19 protein-coding genes, 7 tRNA genes and 2 pseudogenes are annotated in these 21,058 nt (G+C 73.0%); 18 read left to right on the forward strand and 10 right to left on the reverse strand.

Annotated elements, in window-relative coordinates:
* The first annotated feature begins 198 nt into the window (after positions 1 to 198).
* Positions 199 to 1,143, forward strand: a complete 945-nt coding sequence (locus OG937_34115) for an aminoglycoside phosphotransferase family protein (GenBank protein ID WUD78979.1) — start codon at positions 199 to 201, stop codon at positions 1,141 to 1,143.
* Between the two features lie 7 nt (positions 1,144 to 1,150).
* Positions 1,151 to 1,441, forward strand: coding sequence for a zf-TFIIB domain-containing protein (locus OG937_34120; GenBank protein ID WUD76373.1), 291 nt, complete (start codon positions 1,151 to 1,153; stop codon positions 1,439 to 1,441).
* Between the two features lie 41 nt (positions 1,442 to 1,482).
* On the opposite strand, the gene OG937_34125 is transcribed toward OG937_34120, so the two are convergent.
* From OG937_34125 to OG937_34145, 5 genes are all read right to left on the reverse strand, one after another.
* Positions 1,483 to 1,557, reverse strand: a tRNA-Val gene (locus OG937_34125).
* A gap of 29 nt (positions 1,558 to 1,586) precedes the next feature.
* Positions 1,587 to 1,658 (reverse strand) — tRNA-Val (locus OG937_34130).
* A 47-nt stretch (positions 1,659 to 1,705) separates the two neighbouring features.
* A tRNA-Val gene (locus tag OG937_34135) sits at positions 1,706 to 1,777 on the reverse strand.
* A gap of 4 nt (positions 1,778 to 1,781) precedes the next feature.
* Positions 1,782 to 1,852: transfer RNA gene (locus OG937_34140), tRNA-Cys, on the reverse strand.
* A gap of 27 nt (positions 1,853 to 1,879) precedes the next feature.
* Positions 1,880 to 1,952: transfer RNA gene (locus OG937_34145), tRNA-Gly, on the reverse strand.
* A gap of 202 nt (positions 1,953 to 2,154) precedes the next feature.
* On the opposite strand from OG937_34145, the gene OG937_34150 reads away from it, so the two are divergent.
* The 3 genes from OG937_34150 (at position 2,155) to OG937_34160 (ending at position 4,998) form a co-directional block, all read left to right on the forward strand.
* The gene (locus tag OG937_34150; protein WUD76374.1) at positions 2,155 to 3,222 is read left to right on the forward strand and encodes a chorismate-binding protein; all 1,068 of its coding nucleotides are present in this window, start codon (positions 2,155 to 2,157) and stop codon (positions 3,220 to 3,222) included.
* Positions 3,209 to 4,072 carry an aminodeoxychorismate lyase gene (locus OG937_34155; protein ID WUD76375.1) on the forward strand — a complete coding sequence of 288 codons (864 nt, stop codon included), beginning with the start codon at positions 3,209 to 3,211 and terminating at the stop codon, positions 4,070 to 4,072. The genes OG937_34150 and OG937_34155 overlap by 14 nt, the downstream gene beginning before the upstream one ends.
* A 65-nt stretch (positions 4,073 to 4,137) precedes the next feature.
* Entirely contained in the window at positions 4,138 to 4,998 is an 861-nt protein-coding gene (locus OG937_34160; protein WUD76376.1) for a GNAT family N-acetyltransferase, read from the forward strand.
* Positions 4,999 to 5,371: 373 nt separating this feature from the next.
* On the opposite strand, the gene OG937_34165 is transcribed toward OG937_34160, so the two are convergent.
* Positions 5,372 to 5,878 (reverse strand): DsbA family protein, encoded by a 507-nt coding sequence (locus tag OG937_34165; GenBank protein ID WUD76377.1) that lies wholly within the window; start codon positions 5,876 to 5,878, stop codon positions 5,372 to 5,374.
* A 126-nt stretch (positions 5,879 to 6,004) separates the two neighbouring features.
* Here OG937_34165 and OG937_34170 point away from each other — a divergent pair, with 126 nt between their 5' ends.
* Entirely contained in the window at positions 6,005 to 6,451 is a 447-nt protein-coding gene (locus OG937_34170; GenBank protein ID WUD76378.1) for a hypothetical protein, read from the forward strand.
* A gap of 143 nt (positions 6,452 to 6,594) precedes the next feature.
* Positions 6,595 to 6,729 (forward strand): hypothetical protein, encoded by a 135-nt coding sequence (locus OG937_34175; protein WUD76379.1) that lies wholly within the window; start codon positions 6,595 to 6,597, stop codon positions 6,727 to 6,729.
* On the opposite strand, the gene OG937_34180 is transcribed toward OG937_34175, so the two are convergent.
* Together OG937_34180 and OG937_34185 are read right to left on the reverse strand one after the other, a co-directional pair.
* Entirely contained in the window at positions 6,708 to 7,292 is a 585-nt protein-coding gene (locus tag OG937_34180; GenBank protein ID WUD76380.1) for a CGNR zinc finger domain-containing protein, read from the reverse strand. The two genes, OG937_34175 and OG937_34180, sit on opposite strands and share 22 nt — an antisense overlap.
* A 156-nt stretch (positions 7,293 to 7,448) precedes the next feature.
* The gene (locus OG937_34185) at positions 7,449 to 7,862 is read right to left on the reverse strand and encodes an SsgA family sporulation/cell division regulator (protein ID WUD76381.1); all 414 of its coding nucleotides are present in this window, start codon (positions 7,860 to 7,862) and stop codon (positions 7,449 to 7,451) included.
* A gap of 190 nt (positions 7,863 to 8,052) precedes the next feature.
* Here OG937_34185 and OG937_34190 point away from each other — a divergent pair, with 190 nt between their 5' ends.
* The 6 genes and pseudogenes from OG937_34190 to OG937_34215 all read left to right on the forward strand — a co-directional run bounded on the left by OG937_34190 (position 8,053) and on the right by OG937_34215 (position 12,588).
* A complete protein-coding gene (locus OG937_34190) occupies positions 8,053 to 8,526 on the forward strand; it encodes a TIGR02611 family protein (protein WUD76382.1) in 474 nt (157 codons plus the stop codon).
* 62 nt (positions 8,527 to 8,588) lie between these two features.
* Positions 8,589 to 8,660 (forward strand) — tRNA-Val (locus tag OG937_34195).
* A 297-nt stretch (positions 8,661 to 8,957) separates the two neighbouring features.
* Positions 8,958 to 10,173, forward strand: a pseudogene (locus OG937_34200) (extracellular solute-binding protein).
* Positions 10,174 to 10,182: 9 nt separating this feature from the next.
* Complete coding sequence (locus OG937_34205) at positions 10,183 to 11,163, forward strand: sugar ABC transporter permease (GenBank protein WUD76383.1); 981 nt, start codon at positions 10,183 to 10,185, stop codon at positions 11,161 to 11,163.
* Positions 11,160 to 12,013, forward strand: a pseudogene (locus OG937_34210) (carbohydrate ABC transporter permease). The gene OG937_34205 and the pseudogene OG937_34210 overlap by 4 nt, the downstream one beginning before the upstream one ends.
* Positions 12,014 to 12,018: 5 nt before the next feature.
* On the forward strand, positions 12,019 to 12,588 hold the full coding sequence (locus tag OG937_34215) for a hypothetical protein (protein ID WUD76384.1): 570 nt from the start codon (positions 12,019 to 12,021) through the stop codon (positions 12,586 to 12,588).
* Positions 12,589 to 13,214: 626 nt separating this feature from the next.
* Here the strand turns inward: OG937_34215 and OG937_34220 are convergent.
* On the reverse strand, positions 13,215 to 15,560 hold the full coding sequence (locus tag OG937_34220; GenBank protein WUD76385.1) for a hypothetical protein: 2,346 nt from the start codon (positions 15,558 to 15,560) through the stop codon (positions 13,215 to 13,217).
* Positions 15,561 to 15,640: 80 nt separating this feature from the next.
* On the opposite strand from OG937_34220, the gene OG937_34225 reads away from it, so the two are divergent.
* A complete protein-coding gene (locus OG937_34225; GenBank protein WUD76386.1) occupies positions 15,641 to 16,117 on the forward strand; it encodes an SRPBCC family protein in 477 nt (158 codons plus the stop codon).
* Between the two features lie 38 nt (positions 16,118 to 16,155).
* A tRNA-Val gene (locus OG937_34230) sits at positions 16,156 to 16,227 on the forward strand.
* 47 nt (positions 16,228 to 16,274) lie between these two features.
* Here OG937_34230 and OG937_34235 read toward each other — a convergent pair.
* Positions 16,275 to 17,015 carry an exonuclease domain-containing protein gene (locus OG937_34235; GenBank protein ID WUD76387.1) on the reverse strand — a complete coding sequence of 247 codons (741 nt, stop codon included), beginning with the start codon at positions 17,013 to 17,015 and terminating at the stop codon, positions 16,275 to 16,277.
* Between the two features lie 171 nt (positions 17,016 to 17,186).
* On the opposite strand from OG937_34235, the gene OG937_34240 reads away from it, so the two are divergent.
* From OG937_34240 to thrS, 3 genes are all read left to right on the forward strand, one after another.
* The gene (locus OG937_34240; GenBank protein ID WUD76388.1) at positions 17,187 to 17,753 is read left to right on the forward strand and encodes a DUF4365 domain-containing protein; all 567 of its coding nucleotides are present in this window, start codon (positions 17,187 to 17,189) and stop codon (positions 17,751 to 17,753) included.
* Positions 17,753 to 18,940: a hypothetical protein gene (locus OG937_34245; GenBank protein ID WUD76389.1), complete on the forward strand. Its 1,188-nt coding sequence runs from the start codon at positions 17,753 to 17,755 to the stop codon at positions 18,938 to 18,940. Before OG937_34240 ends, OG937_34245 begins: the two co-directional genes overlap by 1 nt.
* 133 nt (positions 18,941 to 19,073) lie before the next feature.
* The gene (gene thrS, locus OG937_34250) at positions 19,074 to 21,056 is read left to right on the forward strand and encodes a threonine--tRNA ligase (protein WUD76390.1); all 1,983 of its coding nucleotides are present in this window, start codon (positions 19,074 to 19,076) and stop codon (positions 21,054 to 21,056) included.
* The last annotated feature ends 2 nt before the right edge of the window (positions 21,057 to 21,058 follow it).

Here is a 21,058-nt window from a genome sequence, read left to right on the forward strand (position 1 = left end):
GTCCGGGTCCGCGAGGACCGGTGAACCAACCCCGTGGGGACGGGGGTACGGCGGACGGCATGAATGCCCGGGTACCGTGGCGGTACCCGGGCATCACACCCGGCATTGCCATGGTGCGGCGCACTGCCGCACAGTGGGCCGGTGACACGGGCGGTGGGGGAAGAAGTGACCAGCAGCGGAGCACCGCTGACGCACGCCCTGGGGGCGGTCGCGGCAGCGGCCTCGCGGGTACCCGGCCAGGCACGGCCCGCCGTGCTCGCCGAACGGCCCGACGCCACCGTCGTCCGTGGCGGCCGCCTCGTCGCCAAGGCCCACGCCCCGGGCACCGATCCGCAAGAGCTCGCCCTGCGCCTGCGCGTGGCCGCCCATCCTCTGCTGGACGGCGTCCTGCTGCCCCCGGCGCCGCTGCCCGATCACGGCGGCGCGTTGAGCGCCCCGCTCCTCGGCCGCACCGTGAGCCTGTGGCCCCTCGGCGAGCCGGTCGACCGCGACGACCCGGACTCCGCGCCCTGGGCGGAGGCCGGCGCGCTCCTGGCCCGTCTGCACACCGTGCCGGTGTCCGCGCTACCCGGCCCGCCGCCGCAGATGCGCGGGCCGGGCAGCGCGGCCGGCGCGGTCGCGAGGATGCTCGCCGCCGGCACCGGCGACCCGGCGGTGCTCGCCGCCTGGCACGGCCTGCCGCCCTGGGCGCGCGGCGAGGCCCCGCAGCCGCGGCAGGTGCTCTGCCACGGCGACCTGCACATGGGCCAACTGGTACGCCACCCGGCGCCCGACGGGCCGTGGTGCCTCATCGACGTGGACGACCTCGGGCTCGGCGAGCCCGCCTGGGACCTGGCCCGGCCGGCGATGTGGTTCGCCGCCGGGCTGCTCGACCCCGCCGACTGGGGCCGCTTCCTCGGCGCGTACCGCGCCGGCGGCGGCCCCGCCGTTCCCGCGGACGGCGACCCGTGGCCGCATCTCGACGTGGCGGCACGGGCGTTGGCGGTCCAGACCGCGGCGACAGCCGTCGCCAAGGCCGCGCAGGAGGGCCGCGCACTCGACGGGACGGAACGGACCGTCCTCGATACGTGCCGCCGAATCGCGGAAGTAAGGTGCAGTTCTACGCCGGGGGAGGACCCCCGGCCGGCGCGAACGAGGAGATGAGCCGACGATGCTCTGTCCCAAGTGTCATGGCCCGATGCAGACGTTCACCCGCAGCGGCGTCCAGATCGAGCAGTGCGGCAACTGCCGGGGGATCTTCCTGGACTACGGGGAGCTCGAGGCGCTGACCCGCATGGAGTCGCAGTACGCCCAGCCCGCCCCGCCGCCGCCCGGTTACCCGCAGGCGTACCCGCAGCAGCACGCCGCCCCGGCCTGGGGTGCCCCGCACGGCGGGCACCACGGGGGCCACCACGGCCACCACAAGCAGCAGAGCTGGGCGCACATGCTCTTCTCGTCATGACACGACCGAGGGCCGGAGCGAACGCTCCGGCCCTCGGCTGCTGGTGGACGATACTGGGATTGAACCAGTGACCTCTTCCGTGTCAGGGAAGCGCTCTCCCGCTGAGCTAATCGTCCTCGGTACTGCGGGTGGTTCTGGTGCAGCGTGCGCGATACTGGGATTGAACCAGTGACCTCTTCCGTGTCAGGGAAGCGCTCTCCCGCTGAGCTAATCGCGCTCGGGTCCCCCGTGCCGAAGCGTTGGAGAAGGCCCTCCCGGGCCCAGTGGACGATACTGGGATTGAACCAGTGACCTCTTCCGTGTCAGGGAAGCGCTCTCCCGCTGAGCTAATCGTCCTCAGAGGTGGAGACGGGATTTGAACCCGTGTAGACGGCTTTGCAGGCCGTTGCCTCGCCTCTCGGCCACTCCACCAGCGCGGGGGCGGTGACCCCCACTTCGAGCGGACGACGAGATTCGAACTCGCGACCCTCACCTTGGCAAGGTGATGCTCTACCAACTGAGCCACGTCCGCAGTGTCTCCCCCGGAGCTCGCACCCGGGCGGGACCTCCGCCGGTACGCTTCCGCGTCCCGGCGACGAGTTGAACTCTAGCGGATTACGGCTCCGCCACCAAAACGCGTTTCCGCAGCGTGCCGGGTCGGTGACCAGCGCATCTCGCTCGTCGCCGCCGACTTAGACTCGCACTCGCCCCACCGGACCGACCTGGGAAGCCCCGTGCCCGACCTCGAGCCCCTCGCCAGATTCGGCGGCCTCGTCGCCTCCGACCTGCGGGATGTCACCACCGACCCGGCCGCGCTGGACTCCTCCGGCTTCTGGGCGGTGGTCGCCGGCTTCGAGGGCGACATGGTCTGCGCGCGCTTCGGGAACGTACGGCCGGAACCCGCCGTGGCCGCCCCGCACCGGCTCTGGAAGGGCCCCGCCCGCGGCGACTGGACGTCCTCGCTGGACCGCGCCGGGTACACCGCCGGAGTGCGCCGCGTCCGCGAGTACATCGCGGCCGGCGAGGTCTACCAGGCCAACCTCTGCCGGGTGCTCACCGCGCCGCTGCCCGATCCGGACGCCGACGTCGACGCCCTCGCGGCCGTCCTGGCCCGCGGCAACCCCGCCCCGCACGCGGGAACGGTCCGGCTGCCCGCGCACGGCATAGAGGTGGCCAGCGCCTCCCCCGAACTCTTCCTGCGCCGCCGCGGCGAGGTGGTCGAGTCCGGACCCATCAAGGGCACCGGCCGCACCGAGGCCGACCTGCTCCCCAAGGACCACGCCGAGAACGTCATGATCGTCGACCTGGTCCGCAACGACCTCGGGCAGGTCTGCGCCACCGGCACGGTCAGCGTCCCCGACCTCTGCGTCGTGGAGAAGCACCCCGGCCTGGTCCACCTCGTCTCCACCGTGCGCGGCGAACTGCGCGAGGGCGCCGGCTGGGCCGCACTGCTGGACGCCGCGTTCCCGCCGGGCTCCGTCACCGGCGCGCCCAAGTCCAGCGCCCTGCGCATCATCGCCGAACTGGAGACCGCCCCCCGCGGCCCCTACTGCGGCGGCATCGGCTGGGTCGACGCCGACCGCGGCACCGGCGAGCTCGCCGTGGGCATCCGCACCTTCTGGATCGACCGCGCCGCCCCCGGCGGCCCCGTGCTGCGCTTCGGCACCGGTGCCGGGATCACCTGGGGCTCCGATCCCGAGCGGGAGTGGGACGAGACGGAACTGAAGGCCTCCCGGCTGCTGGCAGTAGCGTCGGGTACGTACGACTCGAACGAAGGCGAACGGAACCATGGGGCAGAGTGACACCGTGAGCACGACCACCGCCGGCGCGATCTGGGTCAACGGCGCGCTGCGCGAGACCGACGAGGCGTCCGTGTCCGTCATGGACCACGGTCTGACCGTCGGGGACGGCGTCTTCGAGACGCTCAAGGCCACCGGCGGCACCGCCTTCGCGATGGACCGCCACCTGCGCCGGCTGGCCCGCTCCGCGCGCGGCCTCGGCCTGCCCGAGCCCGACCTGGACGAGGTGCGCCACGCCTGCGAGGCCGTCCTCGCCGCCAACCCGGCGCCCCACGGCCGGCTCCGCGTCACGTACACCGGCGGCACCTCGCCGCTCGGCTCCGAGCGCGGCACCACCGGCCCCACCCTGGTCGTCGCCCTCGGCGCCGCGACCGTCCGCCCCGACACGACGGCCGTCGTCACCGTCCCCTGGACCCGCAACGAGAAGGGCGCCCTCGCGGGGCTCAAGACCACCTCGTACGGGGAGAACGTCGTGGCCCTGGCCCGCGCCCACCAGCACGGCGCCTCCGAGGCGCTCTTCGCCAACACGCAGGGACGGCTCTGCGAGGGCACCGGCTCCAACGTCTTCGTCGTCCTCGGGGGCAAGCTGCTCACGCCGCCGCTCGCCTCCGGGTGCCTCGCCGGGATCACCCGGGAGCTCGTCATCGAGTGGGCCGGCGCCGAGGAGGCCGACCTGCCCTTCGAGTCCCTCGCCGAGGCGGAGGAGATCTTCGTGACCTCCTCGCTCCGCGACGTCCAGGGCGTCCACCGGGTCGACGACCGCGAGATGGCCACCGGGGCCCGCCCCGGCCCGGTCACGGCCAAGGCGATGCGGGTCTTCGCGGAGCGGTCCGTGGAGCACCCGAACCCCTGAACCGGGGCGGTCCCCGGTGGTTGAACCCGTGACGTAACCGCGGCGACCCGGTAGAACTCCACACCATGACCACCACCCTGCGCCCGGCCGAGCCCGAACAGCGCTGGCGCGGCGGAGTACGCGCCCGCCGCTTCCACGTCTGTGTCAACGGGCGCCCGGTGGGGGAGACCACCCTGTGCACCGACGCCCGGTTCGGGCCCGAGGTCGGGCGCATCGCCGCACTGCGGATCGACCACGACCAGCAGCGCCGCGGCCGCGGCACGGTCGCGGCCCTCGCCGCGGAGGAGGTCCTGCGGGGATGGGGCTGCCGCCGCATCGAGGTCTCGGTGCGGACGGAAGACACGGCCGCGCTCCGGCTCGCGGGCGTGCTGGGGTACGTCGTCCGCAATCGGAACATGCTCAAGGCGCTGCCCGACGCGCCGCCCGCGCTGCCCGGCGGCAGCGTCGTGCGGCCCATGACGGAGGCGGAGTACCCGGGGTGGGCGGCCCGCAAGCAGGACGAGTACGTCCGGTCCTGGACGCGGCGCGGCGTGCCCGAGGCGCAGGCCCGCGCCAAGGCCCGGGCGGACGACCTGGCCGCCCTCCCCGAGGGGCTCGCGACGCCCGGCGCGGTGCTGAGGGTGCTGGAGGTCGGTGGGGCCGGTGGGGCCGGGGAGGCCCGGGAGGCCGGGCAGGTGGTGGGGGAGTTGTGGGTGGGGCGCAGGGACGAAACCACGGGGTTCGTGTTCGACGTCCACGTCGCCGAGGGGCACCGGGGCCGGGGCCACGGGCGCACGCTCATGCTCGCCGCGGAGCGGGAGTGCCTGGCGGCGGGGCTGCGGTGGATCGGGCTCAACGTCTTCGCCGGGAACGAGGCGGCGGAGGGGCTATACGGGGCGCTGGGGTACGGGGTGACGGAGGTGCATTTGGCGAAGCCGCTTCTCTGAGTGCCCGGGGTGGGGGTTGCGGCCGGTGGTTGTCGTGCGGGTTGTTTGCGCCTGCGGCGGGCGGTTTCCCCGCCGCCCGCCCTCCCCCAGCCTTCGGCCGGGGGGACCCCCATCCGGCGCGGTCAGTGACCGCCTCGCGCGGTCGTTGTGGGGTCGGTGCCGCGCCGGGGCACGCCCCCAGCCTTCGGCCGGGGGGACCCCCACCTCGGGGCTCGCGGTTTACCCCTACGTCGTTCGGAGCCGGGTCCCCCGCTCGTCGCCTGCGGGGGCACCCCGCCACACCCCCTCCGGTCGTGTGGGCGACTGACGGCCGGACGAGGTGGGGTAGCGGGCAGCCGTCCTACCCACCGGCGTGCACACGTCGGGATGTCGGTTACCGGCCCAGGGCGGCGTCCGCGAGGGACTCGATGCGGGTGCGGAGGCCGTCTTGGGACGTGCCGCCGTCGAGGCGTTCGCCGGAGATGACGTAGGTGGGGGTGCCGGTGACGCCGATGGCCTTGCCCTCGGCCTGGTCGGCGTCGACGACGAGGAGGTGCCGCCCGTCGACGAGCGCGGTGTCGACCTCCTCCGCGTCGAGGCCCAGGTCCGCCGCGATCTCGACCAGCAGTGCCTCGCCCCGTTCGCCCAGCTCGTCCGTGCGGGCGAGGACCGCCTCCGCGTACTCCCAGCCGCGGCCCTGGGCGATGGCCTCCTCCGCGGCCTGGGCGGCGGCGTAGGCGTGCTTGTGCTTCTCCAGGGGGAAGTGCCGCAGCTGGATCTCCAGGGCGTCGCCGTACCGGTCGCGCAGGGCGTGCAGGTCGGTGAGGGCGGTGGCGCAGTCGGGGCACTGGAGTTCGCACCAGTACTCGAGGACGACGGTGCGGGGAGTCGCTTCGTTCATGGGGCCAGTCTCCCACCGGGGGAGGAGCCGTCCCGGAGATCACCCTGAGGTTGCCGCCGGGCCGTGGCCCGCAGGTGGGGGGCGGGTGCACGATGGAGCGAGCAGACCCTTTCGGAGGAGCTCCGCATGCTGACCTCGACCGTGTGTGTCGCGCTGTCCGCGGCGGGCCTGGCGATCGCCCTGCTCACCGCCTACCGGCGCAGGTTCCGCAGGGCGACGATGATCGCGGCGGCGGCGCTGCTGCCCGTCGGCCTGTACATGACGGGCCTGGTCTCGCTGGCCGGGACCGTCGTCCGGGCCGTCGCCGACTGGGCGGCGGACCTGGTGTTCAAGCCGTCGGTGTGGGCGGGCTTCGCCGTGCTCGCCCTGTCGGTCGTGCTGTACTTCCTCGCGCGGGTGTCGGGGCGCCGCAAGGGCGTCGCGGAGGCGAGCCCGGGCCGGGCGGTCGCGTCGGGGGCGGGGGCGCCGGCTCTGGCGCAGGGGAAGAAACCGGTCCCGAAGGCGGCGAAGACCGATCCCGACCTGGCCGAATTCGGTGAGATCGAGGAGATCCTCAAGCGCAGGGGGATCTGAGCGGCGTGTTGGTGGCAGGGGGTGGCGAGGTTACGTCATCATCGCCCTGGCGGACCTCAACTACCGCCCCCTGAGCGGGATTTGGTGTGTCCGGGGGCGTACGGTTGTGCGAGTTCGCGCCCCTCCGAGCACACCGTAAGGCCATGGAAGCCCAAGCAGACGACGACGAGCCCCGCGGCTGCCTGTTCGCGCTTTCCCAGCCGCCGCTCATGCTGTTCCTGACCGTGATCGGCAGTCTGCTCGCCTTCGGCGGGCTCTACGACCTCTGGCCGTTCTGAGCCGGCACGGCGACGGCCTCGCGGCGGCGCGCCCGGTACGCGGCGACGTGGAGCCGGTTGCCGCAGGTGCGGCTGTCGCAGTAGCGCCGCGAGCGGTTGCGTGACAGGTCGACGAAGGCGCGCCGGCAGTCCGGGGCGTCGCAGCGGCGCAGCCGCTCCCGCTCCCCGGCGACGAGGAGGAAGGCCAGGGCCATCCCGCAGTCGGCGGCCAGGTGCTCGGCGAGGGAGGCGCCCGGGGCGAAGTAGTGGACGTGCCAGTCGTAGCCGTCGTGGTCGGTGAGCCGGGGCGTGGTGCCGGCCTCGGCGACGAGCGAGTTGACCAGCGCCGCGGCCTCGGGCGTGGCGGGCGCGGAGAAGACCTGGGAGAAGAGCTGCCGTACGGCGCGCACCGCGACGAGGTCGTCCTCGTCGAGCGATCCGACGTCGCTGACCTCGTTGCGCTCCACGAAGGCGCGCAGCGCCGCGAGGTCGGCCAGACCCTCGCGGCCGTCACTCTCCGGGGTGGTGTTGATGAGATCCACCACGCAGTCGAGTGCGCACCTGGTGTCATGGTTGATCAGCACGGAATCGCTCTCTCCCTGGCCTGGTGGGTCGGGCGTTCCGGTGACTTTAGCGCGAGAGCCGTCGCCGTGGAGCGTGGTGCTCCCCGACGACGGCTCCGGCAGGTCGGGTCCGCGCCGTACCCCCGAGATGCGTACGGCGACGGACGGTCGGTGGACTCAGCTCTCGGCGAGGATGTGCGAGAGCTCGGTGTCCAGGTCGAAATGACGGTGTTCGGTGCCGGGGGGCACCGCGGCGTCGGTCCGCTTGAGGAACGACTCCAGGGCCCGCGCAGGGGCCTCGAGCAGCGCCTCCCCCTCCGGAGAGCTGAGGGCGATGCACACGACGCCCTGGCCGTGACTGCGGGACGGCCAGACCCGGACGTCGCCGGTGCCGGTGGGCCGGTGCAGACCTTCGGCGAGCAGGTCGCGGGCGAAGACCCATTCGACTGTCTCCTCGGCACCGGTGTGGAAGGTGGCGTGCACGGCGTAGGGATCGGCCGTGTCGTACCGCAAGCCCGCGGGTACGGGCAGTGACGATTCGCTCGACACAACGAGGCGCAGGTGCAGCTCGCAGCTGACCGTGGTGTTCATAAGCGCCAGGGCCTTTCGCTCAGTGTGCGCTCGGGGATTCGCACGTCGGCGAAATCGACATGCCACCTGCGGGGACGTTGTAAACCCCTCTGACGGGTTTGTGAGGGTTCCGGTACCTCGTCCGGCCGAGTTCTTTTCCTCCCCGGCGAGCCATTCCGGTGACGAAGTGGCTTCGGGTAAGTTTGGGAGCATGACTGCGGAGAGTGACGAGCGGGAGGTGGCCGTGGCCATGGATCCCGCGACCGTCGACAACGGGGACGGCGGGGACGTGGAGCCCGAGGGCTCCGAGCGCCCGCTGGGGTCGAGGGCGCCACGTTTCATCCGGCGCTCCCGCGCGCTGCACGTGAGCTGGCAGGTCGGGGTCTTCCTGGTGGGTCTGGCGATCGTCGGGACGGGCGTGGTCCTGCTCCCGCTGCCGGGGCCCGGCTGGGTGGTGATCTTCGCCGGCATGGCCGTCTGGGCGACCGAGTTCGTCTGGGCCCAGCTGGTGCTGCGCTGGACGAAGCGGAAGGTGACCGAGGCGGCACAGAAGGCGCTCGACCCGAAGGTGCGGCGGCGGAACCTGACGCTGACCGCCATCGGGCTGGTGATCATCGGCGTCCTGCTGGGGTACTACCTCTGGCGGTTCGGCTTCGTGATGCCGTGGAAGGCCGACCTGCACTGAGGGCGCACCGTCCGCGATGGTCGGGGCACCCGCTGACATGCGGTAATGTTGTTCCCGCACCGGGGCGATTAGCTCAGCGGGAGAGCACTTCGTTCACACCGAAGGGGTCACTGGTTCGATCCCAGTATCGCCCACCCGGACCGAGGGCCCGGAAGCCGAGAGCGGCTTCCGGGCCCTCGTCGTCGTGTCCGGCGGTTGTGCTGTTCCGGTGAGCATGGGAAGCGCTTTCCGTCATTCTCCGCCTTACCGATTGACGCCTCGGCGGGGTCTCCCTACGGTTTCTCGGCAAGCGCTTGCCTTAATCGTTTCAGGCCCTCCGCGGGACGCGGGGTGGCGTCTGCCCGAAGGAGGCATGTCGTGGGCGTTCGACGGAGTGTGCGCGGGCCGCGGGGCCGCGGGGCCTTGGGGCCGGCGCGGCCGCGATCGCCGCGCTGGGGCTGCTGGCGGCCGGCTGCGGGGGCGGTGGCGACCCGGACGGCGGGACCGTGACCATCCGCTACTCGTGGTGGGGCGCCCAGGACCGGGCGGAGCTGATCCGGAAGACGGTCGCGCTCTTCGAGAGGGGCCACCCGCACATCAAGGTCACGACCGACTTCGCCGAGTACGCCGACTTCTGGAGCAAGTTCAACACGCAGGCCGCCGGCGGCAACGCCCCCGACGTCTTCCAGAACTCCGTCGCCTTCCTGCGCAAGTACGGCGAGAAGGACCTGCTGCTCGACCTGAACACCCAGGTCAAGGCCGGCAACCTCGGCATGGACGACTTCCGGGCCGGCCTGGAGAAGGCCGGCGAGGTCGACGGCAAGCTGCTCGGCGTCCCCGTCGGCGGCAACACCTTCGCCCTGGTCTACAGCCCCGCGGCCTTCGAGCGCGTCGGCGTCACCCCCGCCGCCGGCTGGACGTGGGACGAGTTCGACGCCGCCGTCCACAAGATCAGCGCCGCCGAGGGCGACCGCTACGGCGCCAGCGACAACGGCGGGGTCATGTACCTGTACGACCTCTACCTGCGCCAGAACGGCAAGGCGTTCTTCACCGCCGACAACGAGCTCGGCTTCGCCGAGGCCGACCTCCGGCAGTGGTGGGGCGACCACTACGCCGACAACAAGGCGGGCGACCTGGTCCCGGCCAAGAAGAGCGAGCAGATCAAGCCCAAGTCCTCGGTCAGCGGCGACCTTTCCGCCGCCGAGTTCACCTGGGACAACTTCATCGTCCGCTACGCCGCCGAGACCGGCACCGAGCTCGCCCTGGCCCCGGTCCCGACCACCGACGGCACCAGGACCGGTCAGTACATCTCCTCGCTCATGCTCAGCGGCTCGGCCCACACCGAGCACCCCTGAGGAGGTCGCGGAGTTCATCGACTTCACGGTCCACGACCCCGAGGTCGGGAAGATCATGGGCTACAACCGCGGCGTCCTGCCCACGAACGCCCAGTTCGACGCCTACCGGCCGACCGGCGTCGACGCGCAGATCGCCGCGTACGAGAAGTCCGTGAGCGGCGTCATCGAGCCGATCACCCCGCACCCGGCGGGTGCGGACGTCGCGGAGGCGGCCTTCCTGCGGATCTACGGCGACGTCGCCCTGGGCAAGACCTCGGTCGACGACGCCGTCACACAGTTCTTCAGCGAGGCGAAGACCGCGCTCGGCTCCTGAGGACATCCCGTGACGCGCACCCAGACCGCCGGGCCGGATGTCGCCGAGCGGCGCCGCACCCCGCAGGACCGGCCCCCGGAAGGCCGGCGGCGGGGACGCCGGGAGACCCAGGCCGGCCACCTGTTCCTGACCCCGTGGTGCATCGGCGTCCTGCTGCTGACGCTGGGCCCGATGCTCGTCTCGCTCTACCTGGCCTTCACCGACTACAACCTCTTCGACTCCCCGAGGTGGATCGGGCTGAGGAACTTCCGCGACATGTTCGCCGACGACCGCTGGTGGCACTCGGTGCGCGTGACGCTGGAGTACGTGCTGGTCGGCACCCCGCTCAAGCTCGCCGCGGCACATGCCGTGGCACTGCTGCTGGTCAGGCCCCGTCGCGGCCAGGGCTTCTACCGCTCCGCCTTCTACGCCCCGTCGCTGATCGGGGCGAGCGTCAGCATCGGCATCGTGTGGCGCTCGGTCTTCCAGGACGACGCCGTCGTGGACCGCGCGCTGCACCTCGCCGGCTGGGACGTCGGCGGCTGGGTCGGCGACCCGGACTGGTCGCTGCCCACCCTCGTCACCCTGACCGTCTGGCAATTCGGCGCCCCGATGGTGATCTTCCTGGCGGGGCTGAAGCAGGTGCCGCGGGAACTGTACGAGGCGGCGGAGGTCGACGGGGCCGGGGCCTGGCGGCGGTTCCTGTCCATCACCCTGCCGCTGATCTCGCCGGTGCTCTTCTTCAACCTGCTGCTCGAACTCATCCACTCCTTCCAGGTCTTCACCTCGGCGGTGGTCCTCGGAGGGAGCGGCGGCGGGGCCGGCGGCCCGGCCGACTCCCTGCTCGTCTACACCTGGTACCTGTACGAACAGGGCTTCCGCAACCTCCGCATGGGCTACGCGTCCGCCATGGCCTGGATGCTGATGCTGGGCATCGGCCTGCTGACCGCGCTGCTGTTCCGCACCCAGCGCAACTGGGTCCACTACGAGGAAGGGACGGACGCCCGATGACCTCCTTCGCCACGGCCCGCCGCCGCACGGCGCGCACCCTCGCCTGGCACGCGGGCGCCCTGGCCCTGCTCGTGGTGATCCTCTACCCGGTGGTGTGGCTGGTGGGCGCCTCGCTCAAGCCCGGCGACGAGATCGTCGGCAGCCTGGAACTGCTGCCCGGCCGCCCCATCGCCGACAACTACCGGCGGCTGACCCGTGGCATCGCCGACATCCCGTCTCCACCTTCTTCACCAACTCGCTCTTCCTGGCCGTCGGTTCTGTGGTGGGCGTGCTCATCTCCTGCTCGCTGGCGGCCTACGCCTTCGCCAGGATCCGCTTCGCCGGGCGCAACCTGCTCTTCGCGGTCATGATCTCGACGCTGCTGCTGCCCTTCCAGGTGCTCATCATCCCGCAGTACGTGCTCTTCCGGCTCGGCCTGATCAACACTTACGTTCCGTTGCTGCTCGGGAAATACCTCGCCGCGGACGCGTTCTTCGTCTTTCTCATGGCGCAATTCATGCGCAATCTCCCGCGGGAATTGGACGAGGCGGCGCGCATCGACGGCTGCGGACATCTGCGCATCTATTGGAGCATCGTGCTCCCTTTGTGCCGGCCCGCCCTCATCGCGAGCGCCATCTTCACGTTCATCTGGTCCTGGAACGATTTCATCGGGCCCCTGCTGTACCTGAACGAGCCCGACAAGTACACGGTCTCGCTCGGGCTGAAGATGTTCATCGACCAGGACAGCGTGGCCGACTATGGCGGCATGGTCGCCATGTCGCTGGTCGCCCTCCTGCCCGTGCTCCTCTTCTTCCTCGCCTTCCAGCGCCACCTGGTCGAGGGAGCGGCCACCTCCGGATTGAAGGGCTGAGGCCCATGGCGTTCGGCGGTGCCGACGGTGCGCGTCCCCGTGCGGACCGGTTCGCGCTGTTCGCCGAGTGCCTGCTGACCGGGGTGTGGCTGGTGGCCGCCGCGCTGCCGCTGGTCACCGCGCTGCCCGCGTTCGCCGCCGCCTGCGGGCACTTGCGGCGGCACCTTGACGGGGAGCGGTCCACATGGCGCGACTTCGCGGCGGAGACCGCGGTCGCGACCCGCGCCGGGTGGCGCTGGACGCTGCTGTGGTGGGGCGTGCTCACGCTGCTCGGGCTCGACCTGGCGGTGGCCCGCTCCGGGATGCCCGGTGGGGGAGCGTTCACGTGTGTTGGTGTCCTGGCAGCGGTCGCCCTCGTGGTGACGGGGCTTCGCGCGGCTGCGCTCTGGCGGCCCGGGGAGGGCGGCCGGGGTGCGGCCGGCCGGGCGGTGCGGTGCGTCGTGGGCGACCCCGGGGGGACGCTGCTGCTCGCGGGCGGGGTGGTGGTGGTCGGGGTGGCCGCGTGGATGCTTCTGCCGCTGGGGGCGGTGGCGTTGGGGTGCGTGGCGGTGGAACGCCGTGCGGGTGCGCTGTGATGGCGGCCGGGGTGCCCCTTGTGGCCCGGTGGCTGTGTGCGGGTTGTTTGCGCCTGCGGCGGGCGGTTCCCCGCCGCCCTCCCGGTTGCCCGGCGCGATTGGTGCGGGCCTGCGCATCGTGTGCCTGGGTCGGGGCCGCGCCGGCGCACTCCCCCAGCCTTCGGCCGGGGGGACCCCCACAGCGCTCGCGGTTTACGTCCACATCTTCTGGCACCGCGTTCACCGCTCGTCGCTTCCGGGCGCACCCCGCCACACCCCCTCCGGTTGTCGGGGCGCACGACGGCCGGTGGGGGGGTGGGTAAGGCACTTGCGGTGACCCCGGACCGCTTTCTGACCCCGTCCGGCCGTCATGCGCCCACACGACCGGGAGGGGGTGTGGCGGGGTGCGCCCATGGGGGTCCCCCCGGCCGAAGGCTGGGGGCGTACCCCGGCGCGGCACCGACCCCACAACGACCGCGCGAGGCGGTCACTGACCGCGCCGGGCAATCGGGCGGGCGGGCGGGGGATGCCCGCCGCAGGCGCAAACAACCCGCACGCAACAACCGGCCAGCCCGGCGCAGCCGCCCGCAGGCGCAACGAACCCGCACACGACAAGCGGGCCGCAACCACGACCCACCGGCACATTCTTAGCGGAAGCGCCCCAGTGCGTCCCGCACGCGCCGGACGTCGCGCAGACGGCGCTCGTACGTCGCCCCGACCCCGAGCAGGAGGACGCCCGCCAGGGCGAGCGGCACCCAGCGGGGGACCGCGCCGAGGGCCTGGGCGATGTAGGGGGCGAGTTCGTGCAGCGCGTCGAGCGCGAGCACGCCCGCCCCCAGGAGGAGCGGCGCCGCCAACCGGTGGCGGGCACCGAGGAGCATCACGGCGAGCGAGGCCGCGCCCAGGGTCAGGGGGCGGACCCAGCCGGGGTCGCCCCAGGCGGCGGCGAGGCTGGGCAGGAGGGTCGCGCAGAGCCCGGGGGCGTAGGCGGCCCAGGACGAGAACGCGGGGTCGCGGCGCCGCCGCAGGGCGCCGACGGCCAGGGCGGCGACCGTGATGGGGAGGGTGTACGCCTCCGGGACGTGGACGTCGGACGCCGCGAGGCGTACCCAACTCGCGGCGATCATCAGGCAGGTCGCGGCGTAGCCGAGCCACCGCCGGTCGGCCCGCAGCGCCGCGACGGCCGCGGCGAGGACGCCCGCGAGGGCGAGGGCCAGGGCGAGGAGTGCGGGGTCGTCGGCGACGAGGCCGATCGCGAGCAGGGCCGCGGCGTGGCCGGGGTGCTCGAAGGGGCGTCCGGGGGCGCGGAGGGCGGCGGCCTGGGCGGCCGCGGCGATCGCGAGGAGGGTGAACGCGGCCGCGTGGGCGGGCAGTCCGGTCCAGGCCAGGCCCGCCGCGCAGGCGACCACGGCGGCGGCGCTCACCACGCGGGTGCGCGGGGCCACGGCGTACAGCGCGCCGAAGCAGGCCAGCAGCACGGCGAGCACGGTGAGCGTCGTCGTGCGCTCCGGGTGGGCCCACGCGACGGCCGTCACGGCGAGCCCGCACGCGCTCACCAGGGCGGTCCAGGTGAGCGCCCGGGCCGACAGCGCGAGCAGGGCGGCCACGACGACGAGCCGTACGGGCAGCGGGCCGGGCACGCACACGGCGACCGAGGCCGCCACCAGGGCGCCGGAGGCGGCGAGGGGGGCGTACGGGGTGGCGCGGTGCAGCCGCGCGGCCGTGGCCAGTTCCGCGGCGAGCAGGCCGGTGACAGCGACCGCGCTGTACGGGCCCTCCCACGCGTCGGGCGTGACCACGCCCACGATCAGCGAGGGCAGGGCCCACAGCAGTGCCAGGGCGTGCACCGCGGCGGCGCCGGCCGCGAGACCGGCGGCCACCGGGCGGAGGCGGGCCGGGACGGCGAGGGCCGCCGCGCCGAGGACGAGCGCCGCGCACGCCAGGTATCCCGGCACGATCCAGTCGCCGGGCACACCCGACCGTACGATCCCGCCGGCCGCGCCCACGACCGCGAGCGCCGCGACCCCGGACAGGATCCCCGACACGGAGGCGGGCACCGCGGGCCGCAGCGCGACGGTGAGCGCCACCGCGGCGGCGCCCAGCAGCAGCACGCCCGCGCGCAGTGCCGCTCCGCCGTCGTCGGCCGAGACGGAGAGCCCGCCCGCGGTGAGCAGCGCGCCCAGACCGACGGCCGTCCCGGCGACGGCGGCGGTGATCCGCGTCCCGCGCCCGCCGGTGAGGAGGGCGGCCGCCGCGTCCAGCGCGGCCGTGACGAGCAGGGCGGCCGCGAGCCCGTACGCCGACTCCGCGGCCGACGCCCAAAGCGCCAGGGGGAGTTGACCGATCACCACGGCGAGGGGCACCGGCAGCACCAGCCGCCCGAGCGCCTTCCCGTATCCGGCCCAGAGCGCGGCGACGACGGCCAGGGACACCGCCGCGAAGCGCAGCCCGTCGGCGCCGGAGAACGCCACGCGGTGCAGCGCGTACGCGTCGAGCAGCAGCAGGACGAGGCCGAGGCAGGCGACCACCTCGGCCGTCGCGGTCAGCGTGCGGCGCAGCAGCAGGACGGGGACGCCCGTCGCCGCGAGGGTGAGCGCGCCCAGGACGGCGGCACGTCCGCCGATGCCGAGGTGGCCCCAGCTGATGACGGTGAACGCGATCGCGGCGACCGCCAGCAGCACACCGCCCAGGGCGAGCAGCAGGTTCTGCACCGCGCGGGGCGACGTCTCGCGGCGCGGCGGGGCACCCCATGGCGTGCCCCACGGCGCCGGCGGGTACGGCGGACGCAGTTGCGCCAGCAACTGCCCGCGGCGCGCGATGAGGCGGCCGCGTTCGGCGTCCAGCCGCAGGAGGGCGCGGTCGGTCTCGCGCAGTTCCTCGGCGACCGGCCCGACCAGGGGCAGCGCGCAGCGCGGGCACGCGGGCGGCGCCGTCGCGGGCAGGTAGGTGCCGCACGCGGGGCAGCGGTCGTGCGGCGGGGGCATCGTCTCCATGGCTCGGAGTGTGGCGCGGCCCACGTGCGCGGACATGCGCGCTGGTACTCAGATCCGTGCTGAGTACGCACACTGGCTCCATGGACTGGAGCCGTTACCGTTTCCGCAGTCTGTGGCGGATCGCCGCCCCGCCCGAGGCCGTGTACGGCCTCCTGGAGCGCCCGCACGAGTACCCGGCCTGGTGGCCCCAGGTCCGCGAGGTGCGGCGGACCGGCGAGACCGCCGGCACCCTGCGCTTCCGCTCGGTCCTGCCGTACGACCTGTTCGTCACCGCGCACCAGACCCGACGCGACCCGCGCGCGGGGGTCCTGGAGGTGGCGATGTACGGGGACCTGGAGGGGTGGGTGCGGTGGACGGTCGGCGCGGACGGGCCGGGCGGCGGCACCCGGCTGCTCTTCGAGGAGGACGTGATCGTCAACAAGCCGCTGATGCGACGGCTGGCCGTCCCGTGCCGGCCGCTGTTCCGGGCGAACCACGCCCTGATGATGCGGCAGGGGCGGCGGGGCCTGTCCGCCCGGCTGCGCGCGGCGGGGGCACCGGGCCGGGAAGCCGTTTGAACGCAGCCGCCCGCGCCCTGTATTGTTCTGGTCGTCCCGGGCGATTAGCTCAGCGGGAGAGCACTTCGTTCACACCGAAGGGGTCACTGGTTCGATCCCAGTATCGCCCACCCTCACGAAGGGCCGGTCCATCACGGACCGGCCCTTCGTCGTGTGCCTAGGCCGCCGGTTCCTCGGGGGTCCGTGCGGGCGTCGGCCGCAGCGGCCAGGCCGGGTCGACCCGGTCGTCCGTGCCGCTGCGGGCGAACCAGGCCTGCAGCCCGCGGGCCTGGCCGGCGTGCCAGAGGGCTTGGCGGGCGTGGAGTTCGGCGGGCGGCACCCCGCCGATCCGTGTGGCGAAGCGGTGTCCCAGCACCCGTACGAGCGCGAGCGCGGCGAGGGCGTCCGCCGCGGCGTCATGGGCGTCGGTCAGCACCACGCCGTAGTGCGCGCACAGGTCGGTGAGGGTGCGGCGGCCCTTGCGGTAGCGGTCGAGGTGCTTGTCCAGGACCCGGGGGTCGAGGACGCGCAGCGGGCCGCGGACCAGGTAGGCGTCGAGCGCCATGCCGCGGTGGCGCTTCAACTCCCGGTCGAGCAGCGTCAGGTCGAAGGGTGCGTTCATCACCACGAGCGGCACGCCGGCCGCGGCCTGGTCGGCCAGCGCGCGTGCCAGTTCCTCCATCACCGGGCCGGGACGGCGTCCGTTCGCCCGGAGGTAGTCGTCGTCCAGCCCGTGCACCGCGCGGGCCCCTTCGGGCACCGGGACCCCCGGGTCCACCAGCCAGCGGGTCGTCCTGGCCGGTATGCCGGGGGCGTCCTCGACCACCAACGCGGCCGAGACGACCCGGTCGTGTTCCACGTCGACCCCCGTGGTCTCCGTGTCGAAGGCGGCCAGCGGGCCGTCGTACCAGTGCGGCATGGCGCACCTCCCGTGCGGATCGCAGGATGTGGGCGGCCGGCGGCCGCCCTTACGGTACGTACCCGTGACCGCACGTCACCGAACCGCAACGGTTTGCGACTTGTCGCTGGTGGGGATGAAGAGGGCAACGGGGATCACTGGATTCCCGCGCCCGGAAAGGCACGGAGAGCGATGGCGCTCGAGCAGCCCGGCCCGGGTGGGCTGCTGTCCGAACCGAACGCACCGCTGCGCGGCGGACTCGCCACCACCAGCTGCATGGAAACCCTCCAAGTGGGATATCTGCACGCGGTGGCGGCGGCCGCCGGTTGTTCGCTCGCCCAGCCCTTCCCGGACAATGGCATCGACTGGCACATAAGCCACAGTTCGCACGGCCACGGTGTGGACGACGAGGTCACGATCAAGGTGCAGCTCAAGTGCACCTACCAGGTCGCCCCGCGGCCGCCCGGTCCGACCTTCGGTTTCACCCTGGAGAACGAGCACCTGGTGAAGCTGGCCCGGACCCCGGTCTCGGTGCACAAGATCCTCGTGGTGATGCTCGTGCCGCGCACCCAGGAGGAATGGCTTCGCGCCGGCCACGACCGGCTGGAGCTGCGGCACTGCTGCTACTGGACGAACCTCGCCGGTCACGCCGCGACCGGCAAGCGCAAGACGACCGTGCGGATACCCACCGCGCGGATCTTCGACGACCGGGCCCTGTGCGAGATCATGACGCGGGTCGGGGCGGGAGGGAGGCCCTGATGAGCCGGACGGCAGACGACGCAATCGTCCCGCCCGACCCCGAGCGGGTCGACCCCGGCGTCCTCGTCGCGCTGCTCGCCCGCCACGGCTGGCGGCGGCGCGGCGGCGCCCCGGGCCGCTACACACGCTGGACGCCCCCGGGCGAGCCGGAGTCCGCCGCCCGGACCAGCCTCCTGGTGCCGGAGCGGCGTACCGCGGGCGCCCGCTACGCCGACCACGCCGAGCTGCTGGGCGAGGCCCTCGACGCCCTCGCCCGCTGCGGCGAGCCGTCGGCGCGCGAGGTGCTGACCGCGCTCGCCGTCCCCGGCGACGAGATCCACTGGCACCGCGAGCTGCCGCCGGCCGCCGGCGCGGCCGTGCCGTGGACGGCGGGGGAGCAGCTGCGCGCGGCCGCCCGCGCCATGCTCATGTCCGCCGCCCGCGCCGAGCGGGACCGCTTCGGCTACTTCGGCGCGCGCCACACCGGGCACGCCAACGCCTTCCTGGAGCAGGTGCTGGTCGGTGCCGCGCCGGGGCACCAGCTCACCGCGTACGCGCCGGTCCCCGAGGGCCGCCGCACCGTGACCACACTGCTGCGCGCGCTGCAGGCGGCCCGGGACGCGGTGGACTACCAGCGGACCACCGGCGGCATGGAGGCCTTCGACGCGGCGGTGGGTCTCGGCGTCTGCCACGAACTGGCCGACTCCCTGATCCGGATGGTGCGCGGCACCGAGGGCGTGGTGGTCACCCTCGCCTGGGCCCCGGCGGCCGGGCCGCCCGTGGGGTTCGCCAGGGTGCCGGAGCCGGTCGAGTTCTCCCCTGGCGACCTCCCCGCGCTGGAGGCCGCCAGTGAGCGTTACGTGCGCGAGGAACCCTCGGTCGACGTGCGCGTCACCGGCACCGTCACCCGGCTGCGCCGGCCGCGCCCCTCCGGGGGCGGCACCATCCGGCTGCGCGTCCTGGCGGGCGCGGACGTCCGCCACGTACGCATCCGCCTGCCCGAGGAGGGGTACCGCATCGCGGCCCAGGCGCACCTGGTCGGGCTGCCCGTCCGGCTCTCCGGGCGGCTGGAGCGGCGTACCGGCTTCCGTCACCTCACCCACCCGTCGGCGCTGACCCCCGTGCACGTCGACGAGGCCGACCGCGACCGGCTGATGAAGGCCCTGCACGGCGGCGTCGACACCTTCGAGGACTCCTTCGGCGGCTGACCGGGGGGCGCACCGGGCGATGGCCCCCGACGCCGGGGGCCATCGCTTCGCGGGGCACCCGCCCGGCTCGGTAGGATTCACCGGTGCAGCTTTCCGCTGCCGGACCCAGTGGGACATACGTCAGGAGAGACCGGTGTCAGACGTCCGTGTGATCATCAAGCGCGATTCCGATGAGCAGGAAGAGCGGCTGGTCACGACGGGCACGACGGCCGCCGAGCTCTTCGACGGCGACCGCACCGTCGTCGCCGCGCGGGTCGGGGGCCAGCTGAAGGACCTCGCCTACGAGGTCGCCGACGGCGACGAGGTCGAGCCCGTCGGGATCGCCAGCGAGGACGGCCTCAACATCCTGCGCCACTCCACCGCGCACGTGATGGCCCAGGCCGTGCAGGAGCTCTTCCCGGAGGCCAAGCTCGGCATCGGCCCGCCGATCAAGGACGGTTTCTACTACGACTTCGACGTCGAGAAGCCCTTCCACCCCGACGACCTCAAGCGCATCGAGAAGAAGATGCAGGAGATCGTCAAGCGCGGCCAGCGCTTCTCCCGCCGTGCCGTCGGCGACGACGCGGCCCGCGAGGAACTCGCCGACGAGCCGTACAAGCTGGAGCTGATCGGCCTCAAGGGCTCCGCAGCCGAGGCCGCCGAGGGCGCCTCCGCGGAGGTCGGTGCCGGCGAGCTGACCATCTACGACAACCTGGACGCCAAGACCGGCGAGCTGTGCTGGAAGGACCTCTGCCGCGGTCCGCACCTGCCCAGCACCAGGTTCGTCCCGGCGTTCAAGCTGATGCGCTCGGCCGCCGCCTACTGGCGCGGCAGCGAGAAGAACAAGCAGCTGCAGCGCATCTACGGCACCGCCTGGCCGTCCAAGGACGAGCTCAAGGAGTACCTGGACTTCCTCGTCGAGGCCGAGAAGCGCGACCACCGCAAGCTCGGCTCCGAGCTCGACCTGTTCTCCATCCCGGAGCAGATCGGCTCGGGCCTGGCGGTCTTCCACCCCAAGGGCGGCATCGTCCGCCGGGTCATGGAGGACTACTCGCGCCGCCGGCACGAGGAGGAGGGGTACGAGTTCGTCTACACCCCGCACGCCACCAAGGGGAAGCTCTTCGAGACCTCGGGCCACCTGGACTGGTACGCCGACGGCATGTACCCGCCCATGCAGCTCGACGAGGGTGTGGACTACTACCTCAAGCCCATGAACTGCCCGATGCACAACCTGATCTTCGACGCGCGCGGCCGCTCGTACCGTGAACTGCCGCTGCGCCTGTTCGAGTTCGGCACCGTGTACCGGTACGAGAAGTCGGGTGTCGTGCACGGCCTCACCCGTGCCCGCGGCTTCACCCAGGACGACGCGCACATCTACTGCACCAAGGAGCAGATGGCGGACGAGCTCGACAAGACGCTCACCTTCGTCCTCAACCTGCTGCGCGACTACGGCCTGACCGACTTCTACCTGGAGCTGTCCACCAAGGACCCGGAGAAGTTCGTCGGCTCCGACGAGATCTGGGAGGAGGCCACCGAGACGCTGCGGCAGGTGGCCGAGAAGCAGGGCCTCCCGCTCGTCCCCGACCCGGGCGGCGCCGCGTTCTACGGTCCGAAGATCTCCGTCCAGGCCAAGGACGCCATCGGCCGCACCTGGCAGATGTCGACCGTGCAGCTCGACTTCAACCTGCCCGAGCGCTTCGACCTGGAGTACACGGCGGCCGACGGCACCAAGCAGCGCCCGGTCATGATCCACCGCGCGCTCTTCGGTTCCATCGAGCGCTTCTTCGCGGTGCTGCTCGAGCACTACGCGGGCGCCTTCCCGGCGTGGCTGGCCCCCGTCCAGGCGGTCGGCATCCCGATCGGCGACGCGCACGTGTCCTACCTGCAGGAGTTCGCCGCCGAGGCGAAGAGGAAGGGCCTGCGCGTGGAGGTGGACGCCTCCGCCGACCGGATGCAGAAGAAGATCCGCAACGCACAGCGCAGCAAGGTGCCGTTCATGGTCATCGTCGGCGACGAGGACATGGCGGCGGGCTCGGTCTCCTTCCGCTACCGGGACGGCTCGCAGAAGAACGGCATCCCGCGCGACGAGGCGATCGCCGAGATCGCCAAGGCCGTCGAGGACCGCGTCCAGGTCTGAGC

This window comes from Streptomyces sp. NBC_00510, assembly GCA_036013505.1.
Lineage (GTDB): Bacteria > Actinomycetota > Actinomycetes > Streptomycetales > Streptomycetaceae > Actinacidiphila.